Genomic DNA, 13815 nt, shown 5'->3' on the forward strand with positions numbered 1-13815 from the left:
TTGACAAGACGTTTTAACTAGAGCGATTACACTAAGCCCCAAAAGTGCAAAAACCCTTCATTGGAAAACAGCTCAATTAAAGTAGCGGCTAGGAAGCCTAACATTGCCAGACGACCATTCCAGATCTCGGCTTGGGGAGTAAAACCAAAACGCCAAGCGTTGCGATCGTCCATGACAGGAGTGTTGGTCTTGTTGATGTCTTGCATCATTTTCTCTCCGAAGGTGTGAGATAAATAGAGATCACTCACCAAACAACTTAGGTTTGGCTAAGCAAGAAAGTTGGTACGAAGTTTTTATAAACTTATATTAACTAATGTAACCAATAATCTTGCTACATGCAATGTGACTTTTCGCGATCGCTCTACCTGTTGTTAGGGGAATTTATGATAGCCTTGTTCAGGCTACATCAAGCCCCAGAAATGTAGAAATCCTTGCCCCGAAGCCAATTCAATTAAAGCGGCTGCTACAAATCCCAACATGGCGAGACGACCATTCCAAATCTCAGCTTGAGGCGTAAAACCGACCCGCCAAGCATTGCGATCATCCATTGTGGGAGGAGTTACTTTCGTAGAGTTTTGCATCAGTTTCTCTTCCTGGGGTCGTTGGTTTTTTAGGCAGCCTGTTAAGCTTTGCAAACAAATGTAAATTTAACTGAGATTAGAGCGCCTCTCTCATAAGGATGAGATATTAGTTTCACAAAAGTCAGAAACTATATCTCTCCTAGCTTCTGGACCTTGGCTCCAACTCACTCTGTATACATCTCTACCTAGAAAAAACAGCATGACCTGTTTCAGGTTCAAACAGGTGAATTTTGTCAGTGGCGATCGCGAGCCACATCTCCTCACCCAACTGCACCGCTTGGTCAGGGCTAATCCGGGCTTGTAAGGTTGATTCTGAGGTCTCAGCGCCTACTAGACGCACGAGCACTTGGGTTTCATTGCCCAGGGCTTCAACTCGCTCAACTCGGACGGGTAGATTCTTGGGTGCTGGCACGCTGACGCTTACATGCTCTGGCCGAATTCCGAGCAGGAGCGATCGCCCATCATATTTTTGCAAGGTTGCAGCCCAGGCTTCGGGTAAGGTGAGGCGAAATTGGGGATGGGTAATTAGTAGGGGAGCTTTGACCTGAACTGGCAGGAAGTTCATGGTAGGGGAGCCGATGAACTCTGCCACAAAGCGGTTTACAGGTCGGTTATACAGCTCTAGCGGTGAGGCGATCTGTTGAATCTGGCCCGCATTCATCACAGCAATGCGATCGCCCATCGTCATCGCTTCCACTTGGTCGTGGGTAACGTAAATGGTGGTGGTGCCCAGTTGTCGTTGTAGTTTCACAATTTGGGCACGAGTTTCGGTGCGGAGCTTAGCATCTAGGTTAGATAGTGGCTCATCCATCAAGAAAACTTGAGGATTGCGAGCCATCGCCCGTCCCAATGCGACTCGCTGCTTTTGCCCACCGGACAGTTGTTTAGGTAGGCGGTGCAAGAGTGGCTCAATCTGGAGCATCTGGGCTACAGTTCGCACCCGTTCGTCTACGGCACGTTCTCGCTCCGACCAGTAGCGTAATCCTTTGGGTAGCGATCGCGTGAAACTAACCAACAAATTCTCAGCCCAAACGGGTAATCCTTGCTGTCTGCTATTTCTCCGGGTCCTGGTTGATTCTGGATTGCCTAATTCTGGGTTGCCTAGTTTAGTACGCCTGAGGCCAAAGGCAAGATTGTCGTGGACGCTCATGTGCGGATAGAGTGCATAGCTCTGAAACACCATCGCGATATCCCGCGCCTTGGGGGGTAACTCATTGACTAAGCGATCGCCCACCCAAATATTGCCTCCAGTTAACTCCTCTAGCCCAGCAATCAACCGAAGTAAGGTGCTTTTTCCGCAACCCGATGGCCCCACCAGTACCATAAACTCGCCGTCATTCACGGTCAGGTTGATGCGCCGCAACACGCTCACATTAGGCGTTGGCGATGTTGTAGGCTCGGCTGGCGTAGCTTCCACCTCACTCACAGGCGCAATGCCATTAGCGAGTAAAGGCTCCGCTGGAGCAGGAACACTCGTCCCTTCCCCTCGCCGACTGGCAAAGCTTTTATAGATATTTTCTAGAACAACCTGCGCCACGATAGTTGCGATCCAAAGCGTTGAAATTTAGCTTACTGGACTTTATCGCCAGATTGCACTGTCGCTAGCCCTCGTAGCTGGATGAATCTGTCGCTAATCTGTTGTCAATCCGTCTCTAAGGAACTAGTTGAAGTTTCTAGCACTGTAATCGTGGCAATTTTCTCCCCGGAATTGAGAGGGAAGAGGCGATCGCCTGGACTATCTTTACCCCGAATCGTCACTGTCTCAACTCCCAAGCGAGCTAAACGGTTTTGATTGGTCCACAACAGCACTTCAGTCTTAGGCAGAGCGGCGCTCATAGCTGCCAAGTTATCGGTTTTGGCAGTAAATTGAATCGCTTGGATACCAATTTCACCCCGGTTAGTCAGCCGCAAAGCTGTGACAGGCATCCGTTTCGCATAGCCTCGTTCTGATACCAGCAGTAGATGGTTGTCCGCTTCCAAGACGGCACAACCCACCAGTCTTTCTTGCTTGCGGAGACGTAAAGCTTGGTTGCCTTGGGCAGCGCGTCCCATCAACGGGAGTTGGTCTTCGTCTACCTCAAAGCGTAGCAATCGCCCGCCAGAAGTTGCTAGAACAATTTGCTGACCAATAAAAGCTGGGCAAGCATACACTAGTTCATCATCATCTTTCAGCTTTAAAGCGGTCAACCCGCGACTCGTGAGGTTGGTAAATTCTGAGAGCGGTACGCGCTTGGCTCGGCCTTGTTGGGTCAGCATGACCAAACTCAACTCTTCAACATGTTCTGGAATTAAAAGTTGGGCACTAATCGTTTCCGGATCACCTTGAGCTGCGTTGGGCAATAGCGTGACGAGAGGAGTTCCCTTGGCATTGCGCCCTGCACTAATCGGAATATCTCCGACCTTAATCGTGTACGCTTTGCCGCTCCGGGTAACAACCAGCAGTTCTTGGGCGGTGTTAGTCCAGAGGGTCTGGTTAACGGCATCGCTGCTTTCCTCCGGTTTCGTAGATACCGATGAATCAGGTTTGCCGCGATTCTGCCGCTGAAAGGCTTTCACTGATAGTCGCCGGACATAACCGCGTTGCGTCAGCTCTAGGACTGTTTCCTCTTCGGTGCTGGGTGCCTCAGCTAGCAGTTCTTCTTCCGGGGCAGTTCTCACTGAGTCATTGCCAGCGATCCGAGTCCGGCGAACATCTCCATGCTTTTTCTTCAAAGCCCGGAAATCTTTTTTCAAAGCTTTTAGGAGTTCATGGCGATCGCCCAACAACCGTTGCAAGTTTTGCATCCGGCTGGTCAGTTCGTCATATTCTGTCTGCAAGTTTTGTCGCTCTAGCCCCGTTAAACGCCGCATGGGCATGGACAAAATAGCATCGGCTTGGCGATCGCTCAGGTTCAACTCGTTTTGCAAGCTGATTTTGGCAGTAGTGCCATCAGGAGCGTGGCGCAGAATCTCGATTACTGGGTCTAGGTGAGATAATGCGGTTAATAGCCCTTCTACCAAATGGGCGCGGCTCTGGGCTTGACTCAGCTCGTTGGTATATTGCCGCGTCAAAGTGACTTCGCGGAAGTCGAGAAAATGTTGTAGCAGTTGCTTGAGGGTGAGCTGACGAGGTTGACCATCCACTAAGGCCAGTAGAATGGCTCCAAAGTTGGTCTGCAGTGGGGTTTGCTTGTAGAGATGGTGCAGCACCAGTTGCGGATTTACATCTCGTTTCAGTTCAATCACGATCCGCATGCCATCGCGATCGCTCTCGTCCCGGATGTCGGCGATTCCTTCAATGCGGCCTTGGTTGACCAAGTCAGCCATCTTCTCAATCAAGCCCGCTTTATTGACTTGATAGGGCAACTCCGTAATCACAATTGCCGTGCGGCGCTGTCGTCCCTTGCCCACAGGCACTTCTTCTACTTGAGCAATCCCCCGCATGGGAATGCTGCCTCGCCCTGTGGTGTAGGCATCCCGAATTCCCTCTTTGCCCACAATCTCTCCTCCGGTCGGGAAATCGGGGCCAGGAATAATTTCTAGCAGTTGCTCATCAGATAGTTGCGGGCGATCGATTAAAGCGATCAAGCCATCGACGACTTCGCCTAAATTGTGCGGAGGAATATTGGTCGCCATCCCCACAGCAATGCCAGAACTGCCGTTGAGGATCAAGAATGGCAATTGAGCAGGTAGAACGGTAGGTTCTTGCTGGGAGTTGTCAAAGTTACCAATAAAGTTAACCGTGGCTTCGCCAATTTCACTCAGCAAGCCTTCATTGCCAATCTGCGCTAGCCGAGTTTCGGTGTAACGCATGGCGGCGGGAGGGTCGTCATCCACCGAGCCAAAGTTGCCATGCCCTGCCAAGAGCGGATAGCGACTGGAAAAGTCTTGCACCAGCCTGACTAAAGCGTCGTAAACCGCTTGGTCGCCGTGGGGGTGATATTTACCCAACACATCTCCCACCACACGGGCACATTTGCGATAGGGACGATCGGGAGTGAGACCGAGTTCATGCATGGCATACACAATGCGCCGATGCACTGGCTTGAGACCATCCCGGACATCTGGCAACGCCCGCCCCACAATCACACTCATGGCGTATTCCAGGTAGGACTGTTGCATCTCGGTGTGCAGGGCAGTGGGGATGACCTGTCCGTTTTGGATCAGGTTCAACTGTTTCGCCATGAGCTTTATTCCTTAATTCCTGACTTCAAACCAATCTCTTGATAACTTGCAAACAGTGAGGCACAGCATACCTCAAATGACCCTGTTTACAGCATTCCTCACAGTAGGATCAAACGGGAGGGATGTGGCATAGGCATACCGAAGGGTAAACTACTGCATTGTGGGGCCATGAGTAAGGAAATCAAGATGAAAACCGTTTTAATTGTGGAGGATGATTTGGTAAACGCTCGCGTTTTTGGCAAAATTCTGACAAAACGTGGAGGTCTAGCCGTGAAGCACACAGAAAATGTCGAAGAGGTGATACAGATTGCCCGCTCTGGTGAAGCCGATATTATTCTGATGGATGTTTCTTTGGCTCGAAGTGTTTATCAAGGCAAGTCGGTTGATGGCATCAAAATTACGCAAATGCTGAAAGCAGATCCGCAGACAGCTCAACTTCCCATCATCCTAGTTACAGCCCATGCCATGCAGGGCGATCGCGAGACTTTCCTGAAGCAGAGCGGAGCCGACGGCTATATTTCCAAGCCTGTCGTTGATCATCAGCAGTTTGTTGATCAAATTACCGCTCTATTGCCTCAAGACTAGATCCAATTCAAATATCCTTCCAGATTTCTGAATTGATGGAAGCTGTTTAGCTTGGACCATACAGCAGGTTTTTCTAGTCTTATACAAATGTACTACTAGAGAAATTGTAGCAAGTCTTACTGACAATAGTTTTAGGCTGGCTGGGAGTCTCTACTTGGCTGATCGATTCCTGATTTATATGTTTATAGCAAGGTAAGCCTAACTTAGGTAAGCAACGAATGAGACCAAGGAGCTATCTGAAGCTGAGTTCTCCTAGCTCCTATTGATAGCGGCACCCTAGGCTTTGCTCCTGCTTGTAGCTACTGAGGAGGTTGCTGAGGGGTTGGTTGCGGCTGGCTCCGAGCTAGGGTCGCTTGGATTCTCGGTGTATTTAGCAGCTTCTTGGCATCTGTGAGTAAGCGATCGCCCCAGAGATTCTCCTTGAGGAACTTCAGATCGCCATATCGACTATCTAACTCAACCGCTTTTTCGCCCAAGACTAATCCTTGGTTGCGATCGCCTTTGTTATAAAGTGCCACCGCCAGCGCTAATTGAGGCTCAGCTGCTTTGGCATCCATTGAGACCGCAGTCCGCCATTGCTTAATCGCTGCATCTACCGAGCCTTGCTCATATCGAATCAAGCCAATGTTGTTGACCGCAGGCCAAAACTTGGGGTCTTGTTTTACCGCAGTTTCGTACTGGGCGATCGCTTCTTGATAGCGCTCCAGCATGTAGTAGGCATTGCCCAGATCAAATAAAGCTCCAGCTGTATCTGGCTTTAGCTTCAAGCCTGCTTGCAGATAATCAGCCGCTTTGGCGTACTGGGCTTTTTGAAAATGCGCTGAACCCAAGGCAAACAAGATGGCAGTATTTTTGGAGTCTAGCGATCGCGCCCGCTCCAAGGCCCTAATGCCCTTATCTAGCTCAGTCTCTTGCAAATATAAGCTGCCAAGCAATGACCAAACTTGGGAATTATTAGGAGCCAACTGAGATGCTAATTGCGCTCTGGACAGTGCTAATTCGTACTGCTGGAACTGAGCCAGCTGAGCTGCTTCCTGTGCTAAACTGAGGCCCTGCTGCTCTAATTGATTCGAGTTCAATTGCAGCGTGTGGGGAATCATTGCTTGCGCCGAGGCGGGTTGAGCCACACTCCACAAACCGAGGGCGATTAGGAGAGGAAGCAGAGGAGAGCGGTTAGGCACAGTACAGTCCTAAAGATAAAGAACACGAGTTTTCAGTTAGCTTAGACCATCTCACCCCAATCATGGCAACACCCTGAAGCAAAAGTCAGCCGAGATAAAGATAGCTGATTTATGAGGGAGATTGGCATCTGTAGCCTTTCCAGTGTAGTTCATCGTCCAGGCTGTAAAGTTTCTCGCCTTTATCTGTTATTAGCCTCTATTTTGCTTGCCAGAGAGCAGTTGTTCACTTTCTAGGTTGAATTTGTCTTGAGCGCTCAGTTTACTTTTCAATGTCAGGCCCAGTGTTGTCGTACTCAAGCTAGAGCAGGTCTGTTTACAACACCGCATGGTGTGGTCGAAACGCCCCGATTCATGCCAGTGGGCACTTTGGCGAATGTTAAGACCGTTACACCAGACCAACTCCAAGCCACTGGTGCCCAAATGGTACTCGCCAATACCTACCATCTACACCTCCAACCAGGCGAGGAGATTGTGGCCCAGGCAGGCGGGCTGCATCAATTTATGGGTTGGTCTGGTCCCATGCTGACTGATTCTGGTGGCTTTCAGGTGTTTAGCCTGAGTGAAATGCGACAAATCGACGAGACAGGCGTGAAGTTTCGCTCTCCCAAAGACGGTCAAATCATTCACCTGACCCCAGAGCGATCGATTCAGATTCAAAATCAACTGGGTGCTGACGTGATTATGGCGTTCGACGAATGCCCTCCCTACCCCGCTACGAAGGAAGCGATCGCCGAAGCTACAGCCCGGACCTACCGCTGGTTAGAGCGTTGCATTGCAGCTCATCAGCGACCGGATCAAGCCTTGTTTGGCATTGTGCAAGGTGGGGTTCACTTAGACTTACGAGCCGAAGCCGCTCGCTCTCTGGCAGCGCTTGACCTGCCTGGATACGCAATTGGCGGTGTGAGTGTGGGCGAGCCACCCGAGCTGATTGAACAAATTGTTAAAGCTACTACGCCTTTGCTGCCTGTAGACAAACCCCGCTATCTCATGGGTGTAGGCACTTACCGCGAAATGGCTCAAGCGATCGCGGCTGGCATGGATCTGTTTGATTGTGTCATTCCCACTCGGCTGGCGCGGCATGGCAACGCTTTAGTTCGAGGCGATCGCTGGAACCTTAAGAATGCGCGGTTTCGGGAAGACTTTACGCCACTGGATGCCACTTGCCCCTGCTATACCTGCCAGAAATTTACTCGTGCCTACGTCAGTCACTTGTTGCGATCGCGGGAAATTCTGGCTTACACCCTGCTATCCATTCACAACATCACTGAACTAGTTCGATTTACTCAAGAGATTCGAGCGTCTATCTTACAAGGCTCGTTCGCAGAAGATTTTGCTCAGTGGTTAGTGCCTGCTCCCACCTCTGCTTCAGCCCCTTAGAAGCGACAGCCAAAATCATTGTGACCTCAACGCCGCCCAGCAAAGCGTGTTAAGATACGTACCAATTCTGAAATCTGTGTTGGAGAGGTAGAGTCATTCATGGAAGCAGCACTGCTGTTGGCAAAACTGCCTGAAGCTTACGCAATCTTCGATCCCTTAGTGGACGTTTTACCCATCATTCCAGTCTTTTTCTTGCTGCTCGCCTTTGTTTGGCAAGCTGCTGTGGGCTTTAGATAAGCTGATAAACCTGTCTAAATCACCGATAAGATACCTGATTAAAAAAGGATGGCTATTCTGTTTATGAGTAGCCATCCTTTTTTAATTTGTTTTTGGCTCTTAATGAGAACAGCTTGGGTCGCAAGTAGTATCAGCAGAGATTAGGTCGCACGGGCAGACATTACCTTTTGATAAGCTGGCCGTTCTGTGACTCGCTGCAAGTAAGCTAGGATGCCAGGATAAGCACTAAAATCTAATTTCAGCATCAAGGGCATATAGGCTAGCATTGACCCCACTGCCACATCTGCAACACTAAATTCAGGGCCGAGCAAATAAGGTTGTTGCTCAAAAATTTGGTTCAGCGCAGGAAATAGGCGGGCGGATTCCCGTTCTCGACTCGCCTCAACAAAAATTCCTGGCCCCAGCGTCGCATTAGCAAACGAAACCCACTGAGCAATCTCACCTCGCTGCTCAGGTGAAGTAGGGGTCTGGCTGTATTTCTCAGCCAAGTACAGCAAGATCGCGCCCGATTCCCAAAGATGATAGTTTCCATCCGCGATCGCAGGCACTTTCCCCATTGGGTTGATCGCCAGAAACTCAGGCTGTAAGTGCGCCCCCGCCTGCATATCTAGCAAGACAAACTCGTAGGGAAGGCCAATTTCTTCTAGATACCACTGCACAATAGATGCTCGACTACGGGCTCCACCATAGAGCTTGAGCATGAATGGACTCCTCGGCTAAATAACTTACCAAAGTCCTTTTTTACCACCCGGACGCACCGTTGCCCAGTTGGTGCGAGCCGCAGACAACTGCTCGTCGGTTACTTTAGCACCTGTCAAATTAGCGCCACAGAGATTCGCACCCCGCAAGTTGGCATTCGCGAGGTAAGCATGGCTCAGATCCGCGCCGCGTAAGTCAGCCCCTTCCAAGTCCGCATGGCTTAAATAAGCTCTAGACAAGTTGGCATCTCGAAGATTAATGCCGTTTAAGCTGGCCCGCCCAAAATCAGCATTGAAGAGATTCGCACCTTGGAGGTTGGCGTTGTTCAGTTTGGATTGGTGAAAAATTGCTCCGGATAGACTGGCGCGTTGCAGACTCAAGAGACTCAAGTCATAGGCTGCAAAATCACGTCGGCCTTTAGAGTAAGCCAGTTGTAAAGCTTGGGCATCAATTTTTGGTGGTACTTTTGGCTGCCCAGTGGTAGACCCTTTACTGCGTAGGGCAGTCAGCGAGGAGGGTTTCGCAGCTAACACTCGGTTACGAGACATGCCTGACTGCAAACTCGTGGAGTCTGATTTTGCCTGTCGAGCTCGAATTGCCATTGCTACTCGTGCCGCCGGAGAAGCGGTGACAGGGCTACCGGTCTCATCTGTGCGATCGCCTGACTGACGACGAGTCGGGTTCTGAGGATTACCCTGGTTCTGAGTTGACATACTCTTAGCCAGACTGTCTAGATAAGGCTCTAGATCTAAGGCTCGGAGAATTTCAGCCGCAGACTGAAAGCGGTGACGTACCGAAACTTCTAGCATTTTCCGCAGCACAGTCGCAAAGTGCTCCGTAACATGCACATGCTTCTCCCACATGAGTTCCCCTGTGGCTGGGTCGTAATCTAAATCTTTAGGAGATTTTCCGGTTAGGAGATAAATGCAAGTCACGCCGACGGCATAAATATCACTGGCATATACAGGACGCATCGCCATCTGCTCTGGTGGCGCATAGCCAGGTGTCCCAATCGCGTAGGCAGTTAATGCCGTTTGCTCCGACACGCTCATGGAGGTTTGGCTGACCTGATCTTTCACGGCACCGAAGTCAATCAGCACCAGCTTGGCATCTTGAGTCCGGCGAATAATGTTGGCAGGCTTAATGTCGCGGTGAATGACTTGTTGGCTGTGGACGTATTGCAAAACAGGCAGAATTTCGCTGAGGAATTGCTTAATTCCTGCTTCGCTTAAGGGGCCACCTCGCTTGATCTCTTGCTGTAGAGTGGCACCGCCAACGTATTCCTGAACTAGATAGAATTCTTGGTTTGCTTCAAAATAATCGAGCAAGCGCGGCACTTGGGGATGGCTACCAATTTTGCCCAAAGTTTTTGCTTCTCGACGAAACAAATCCCGCGCCATTTGCAGGACGTGGGGCGCGGTTGAGGTAGGCCGCAACTGCTTAAGGACACAGTTGGGTTCCCCTGGCAACGATTCATCAATTGCCAGAAAGGTGGCTCCAAATCCACCTTGTCCTAGTGCTTGGCTAATTCGATAGCGATCGCGAAGCAATAGCTTAGAGCCACAGGCCTGACATAATTCAGTGTGGGTTATGTTCTCAGGATTAGGACAGGCTGGATTTATGCAGTAGCTCATTCAGCATCACCCACTACAACTTCGCTCACTTGGGAATATTCCTATTCCACCTTAATTATCTGGCTAGAAACGACGAAGCGTAGTGTAGGTCATGCGGGAAAACCCTTGAAGACTTGCTAAAGTTACGTGGAGATTCCTTAAAGCATCTGTAAATCCCCAAGTATCTACGGTCATCGTCGTTACTTCAACCATACATTCTGTAGAAAGAATGCCCTGAATTTGTCTGCAAACCACTAATAACTCACGCAATTAGCTGATTTTGCAGTGGTTTAACCTTTTGGTGTTAGTTATCTGGCGCAGCTCTGCCTAGAAAGTGCGATCGCTTCTAGCCGTATCAGCCAATGAATAACTTAATTTTGACCGAACTCTTCAGGCTTGAGTCAGTTCTAACAGATTTTGTCACGATTTCTTCTAAACTGACAATCGCAACTCCAGGCATTGGGATCCTTGAGCGCTACAATAATTTGGCTGACATCGGTTGACATAAGTATTTAAGCAGGGCAATGCGTATTTCTCTGAACTGGCTGCGGGAACTGGTGGACATTACAATGACCCCAGAGGAACTGGCTGAAGCCCTGACGATGGCTGGGTTTGAGGTTGAAGATATTGAAGACCGCCGGACTTGGGCGAATGGGGTGGTGGTCGGAAAAGTTTTAGAGTGCCAACCTCACCCCAACGCTGACAAGTTGCGGGTTTGCCAAGTTGATATTGGTGCAGATGAACCTGCCAATATTGTCTGTGGAGCGGCGAATGTCCGAGCCGACGCTTATGTACCCGTAGCAACCTTAGGCACCTATCTACCAAACATTGACCTAAAAATTCGTCCAGCCAAATTGCGAGGCGTGCCCTCAGCAGGGATGATTTGTTCGCTGACGGAATTGGGTCTAGCCAAAGAATCGGAAGGCATTCACATCTTTACCCAAGCAGACTTAAAGCCTGGCAGTGATGTACGGCCTCTACTAGGTTTAGAAGATGTGATTTTGGATGTCACTTCCACGGCCAATCGAGCCGATGCCCTCAGCCTGGTTGGAATTGCGCGGGAAGTTGCTGCCTTTACGGGAGCCACACTGCGCCTACCTGAGCCTGCCGATGTTGCAGTTCAGACGAGTTCCGCTAGCTTGACCTTAAAAATCTCTGAACCACAAGCTTGTCCGACCTACATTGGTACGGTGATTGAGCAGGTCAAGATTGCTCCATCTCCCGCTTGGTTGCAGCAGCGACTCCAATCATCTGGTGTGCGACCGATTAACAATGTGGTCGATATCACTAACTACGTCTTGTTGGAGTGGGGTCAACCTCTGCATGCCTTCGATCGCGATCGCCTACAAGCTGTAGCTGGAGGTTCTAACCTCACTCTTGGGGTGCGATTCGCGCAAACAGGAGAATCGCTCAAGACCCTAGATGGTCAGCCCCGCACGCTCCAAGAACAAACACTGTTAATTACAGCCAACGATCGCCCCGTTGCTTTAGCAGGGGTAATGGGCGGAGAGGAAACTGAAGTCCATGAAGGCACCCAAAACTTAGTGCTAGAAGCAGCGCTATTTGATCCAGGGGCTATCCGGCGATCGGCTCGGAGCCAGGGTTTACGCACCGAAGCTTCGGCTCGCTATGAGCGGGGAGTTAATCAAGCCGAGCTAACAGTTGCTTGCCGTCGCGCCTTGCAATTACTCACAGAGTTAGCCCAAGGTACAGTTGTTGCTCAAGAAACAGAAACCCGCGCGGATCAATCTTGGACCCGTTCGATTGAGCTGCGTTTGGATCGCGTCAACCAAATCTTAGGTCCGATTGAGGTCGGGGATGATGTGGGTGACTTGCCTGCTGCTGAGGTAGAGCGGACTTTAACGAGCTTGGGATGCAGCTTGGCCCCCACTTCTCAGCCAGGAGTTTGGACGGTTACAGTGCCACCCTATCGCTATCGCGACTTAGAGCGAGAAATTGACCTGATTGAAGAAATTGCGCGGCTCTACGGTTACAACAAGTTCTGCGATACGCTACCCAACAAAACGGAACCTGGATATCTCTCCGTTGACCAAGTTTTGACTCGCAGAATCCGCGAATGCTTACGGGCTGCTGGTTTAACTGAACTCATTCAATATTCTCTGGTGAAGCCCGGTGAGGATCGGCAGGTTGCGATCGCCAACCCTTTATTTGTCGAGTATTCAGCTCTCCGCACCGATTTGATCGCTGGTTTAATTGATGCGTTTCAATACAACTTGGAACAAGGCAACGGTCCCCTGAATGGTTTTGAAATTGGCCGCATCTTCTGGAAAGAGGAGGATGGGTTAGCGGAGGCCGATGCGCTGGGCGGTATCCTGGGCGGCGATTCTAAAGAAGGCAAGTGGATCCAAAGTGGTCGGGATGTTCCGCTGTCCTGGTTTGAAGCCAAAGGAATTCTGGACAGCGTTTTTCAGCGCCTAGATATTGCGGTGGAATATCAGCCAGATCGGCGTGACTCTCGTCTCCATCCTGGCCGTACTGCTTCTCTATGGATCAAGGGCAACCGTTTAGGAACATTTGGTCAACTGCATCCGCAACTGCGGCAAGAACGAGGCTTACCTGAGTCTGTGTATGTGTTTGAGTTGGTGCTAGATGTACTCTTAAATGAGTTAGACCAAGACGAAAATATTACCCCTGCCTTCCGTCCTTTCTCAACTTATCCACCGTCTGATCGCGATATTGCTTTCTTTGCCTCCGTACAAGTCTCTGTAGCTGAATTGCAACGCACGATTATTAAGGCAGCGGGAGATCTCCTGGATCGGGTTGAGTTATTCGATGAGTACCGGGGTGAGAGTGTACCGACTGGGCAACGCAGCTTGGCTTTCCGTTTGGTGTATCGAGCTAGCGATCGCACGTTGACGGATGCAGATATTGAGCCTGTACACCAGAAGGTGCGCGAGGCTTTAGTCGAAAAGTTCCGTGTTGAGCTGAGAAGTTAATCATTTATGCCTAAATATGTGATGCAGGGACGTTACTGTGAGAATGTCCTGGAGAAACGCGCTCCTTTTCGCCAAGCTCATTTAGATGGTCTGGCGGCTCAAAAAGCGGCTGGAACTTTGATGACAATTGGGCCAACGAAGGATTTGACTCAGTGCTTCGGCATTTACGAAGCAGAGGATGAACAGACGGTTCGGCAGTTGGTTGAGGCTGATCCTTATTGGCAAAATGGGGTTTGGACGGAGTACAACGTTTATGAGTGGATTCAGGCGGTTTAAGGTTTAGCGCTAACTGTTTGGATCGCTGGTCTTGAATCGCTGGTCATAGTGTTTCTCTTGAAATCCGAACCTTGGGGGATATCCCCCAAACCCCCTTGTTGGAGGACGGTTGCGTCCTCCAAGCCTCCTCCAAAAGGGCGCTGGG

The 13815-nt window shown here is 50.1% G+C and carries 12 protein-coding genes; 5 read left to right on the forward strand and 7 right to left on the reverse strand.

Annotated elements, in window-relative coordinates; genetic code table 11:
* Positions 1–26: 26 nt before the first annotated feature.
* The 4 genes from H6F68_RS02055 to gyrA all read right to left on the reverse strand — a co-directional run bounded on the left by H6F68_RS02055 (position 27) and on the right by gyrA (position 4745).
* Positions 27–209, reverse strand: coding sequence for a chlorophyll a/b-binding protein (locus H6F68_RS02055; RefSeq protein WP_370527427.1), 183 nt, complete (start codon positions 207–209; stop codon positions 27–29).
* A gap of 192 nt (positions 210–401) precedes the next feature.
* Positions 402–581 (reverse strand): chlorophyll a/b-binding protein, encoded by a 180-nt coding sequence (locus tag H6F68_RS02060; RefSeq protein WP_190431562.1) that lies wholly within the window; start codon positions 579–581, stop codon positions 402–404.
* A 181-nt stretch (positions 582–762) separates the two neighbouring features.
* Positions 763–1905: an ATP-binding cassette domain-containing protein gene (locus H6F68_RS02065; protein WP_199299882.1), complete on the reverse strand. Its 1143-nt coding sequence runs from the start codon at positions 1903–1905 to the stop codon at positions 763–765.
* 317 nt (positions 1906–2222) lie between these two features.
* A complete protein-coding gene (gene gyrA, locus H6F68_RS02070; protein WP_190556125.1) occupies positions 2223–4745 on the reverse strand; it encodes a DNA gyrase subunit A in 2523 nt (840 codons plus the stop codon).
* Positions 4746–4931: 186 nt separating this feature from the next.
* Between gyrA and H6F68_RS02075 the strand changes: the two genes are divergently transcribed.
* Positions 4932–5330 (forward strand): response regulator, encoded by a 399-nt coding sequence (locus H6F68_RS02075; protein ID WP_190431559.1) that lies wholly within the window; start codon positions 4932–4934, stop codon positions 5328–5330.
* Positions 5331–5629: 299 nt separating this feature from the next.
* Here H6F68_RS02075 and H6F68_RS02080 read toward each other — a convergent pair whose 3' ends face one another.
* The gene (locus H6F68_RS02080) at positions 5630–6511 is read right to left on the reverse strand and encodes a tetratricopeptide repeat protein (protein WP_190431558.1); all 882 of its coding nucleotides are present in this window, start codon (positions 6509–6511) and stop codon (positions 5630–5632) included.
* Positions 6512–6757: 246 nt separating this feature from the next.
* Between H6F68_RS02080 and tgt the strand changes: the two genes are divergently transcribed.
* Entirely contained in the window at positions 6758–7888 is a 1131-nt protein-coding gene (gene tgt / locus H6F68_RS02085; RefSeq protein ID WP_190556127.1) for a tRNA guanosine(34) transglycosylase Tgt, read from the forward strand.
* Positions 7889–7987: 99 nt separating this feature from the next.
* Entirely contained in the window at positions 7988–8125 is a 138-nt protein-coding gene (locus tag H6F68_RS02090; protein ID WP_015172773.1) for a photosystem II reaction center protein K, read from the forward strand.
* Positions 8126–8265: 140 nt separating this feature from the next.
* On the opposite strand, the gene H6F68_RS02095 is transcribed toward H6F68_RS02090, so the two are convergent.
* Positions 8266–8826, reverse strand: coding sequence for a glutathione S-transferase family protein (locus tag H6F68_RS02095; protein ID WP_190556129.1), 561 nt, complete (start codon positions 8824–8826; stop codon positions 8266–8268).
* Between the two features lie 24 nt (positions 8827–8850).
* Complete coding sequence (locus tag H6F68_RS02100) at positions 8851–10458, reverse strand: serine/threonine-protein kinase (RefSeq protein ID WP_190554184.1); 1608 nt, start codon at positions 10456–10458, stop codon at positions 8851–8853.
* A gap of 503 nt (positions 10459–10961) precedes the next feature.
* Here H6F68_RS02100 and pheT point away from each other — a divergent pair.
* A complete protein-coding gene (gene pheT, locus H6F68_RS02105) occupies positions 10962–13394 on the forward strand; it encodes a phenylalanine--tRNA ligase subunit beta (protein ID WP_190556131.1) in 2433 nt (810 codons plus the stop codon).
* 6 nt (positions 13395–13400) lie between these two features.
* Positions 13401–13670, forward strand: coding sequence for a YciI family protein (locus H6F68_RS02110; RefSeq protein WP_190556133.1), 270 nt, complete (start codon positions 13401–13403; stop codon positions 13668–13670).
* Positions 13671–13815 lie beyond the last annotated feature (145 nt).

Source organism: Trichocoleus sp. FACHB-262 (genome assembly GCF_014696035.1).
Classification (GTDB): Bacteria; Cyanobacteriota; Cyanobacteriia; order FACHB-46; family FACHB-46; genus Trichocoleus.

Bases quoted from the DNA above. Each gene is read 5' to 3' on its own strand.
- gyrA (WP_190556125.1), bottom strand. From the start codon at position 4,745: ATGGCGAAACAGTTGAACCTGATCCAAAACGGACAGGTCATCCCCACT.
- H6F68_RS02110 (WP_190556133.1), top strand. From the start codon at position 13,401: ATGCCTAAATATGTGATGCAGGGACGTTACTGTGAGAATGTCCTGGAG.
- pheT (WP_190556131.1), top strand. From the start codon at position 10,962: ATGCGTATTTCTCTGAACTGGCTGCGGGAACTGGTGGACATTACAATG.
- H6F68_RS02090 (WP_015172773.1), top strand. From the start codon at position 7,988: ATGGAAGCAGCACTGCTGTTGGCAAAACTGCCTGAAGCTTACGCAATC.
- H6F68_RS02075 (WP_190431559.1), top strand. From the start codon at position 4,932: ATGAAAACCGTTTTAATTGTGGAGGATGATTTGGTAAACGCTCGCGTT.
- H6F68_RS02055 (WP_370527427.1), bottom strand. From the start codon at position 209: ATGATGCAAGACATCAACAAGACCAACACTCCTGTCATGGACGATCGC.
- H6F68_RS02095 (WP_190556129.1), bottom strand. From the start codon at position 8,826: ATGCTCAAGCTCTATGGTGGAGCCCGTAGTCGAGCATCTATTGTGCAG.
- H6F68_RS02060 (WP_190431562.1), bottom strand. From the start codon at position 581: ATGCAAAACTCTACGAAAGTAACTCCTCCCACAATGGATGATCGCAAT.
- H6F68_RS02065 (WP_199299882.1), bottom strand. From the start codon at position 1,905: ATGGTACTGGTGGGGCCATCGGGTTGCGGAAAAAGCACCTTACTTCGG.
- H6F68_RS02100 (WP_190554184.1), bottom strand. From the start codon at position 10,458: ATGAGCTACTGCATAAATCCAGCCTGTCCTAATCCTGAGAACATAACC.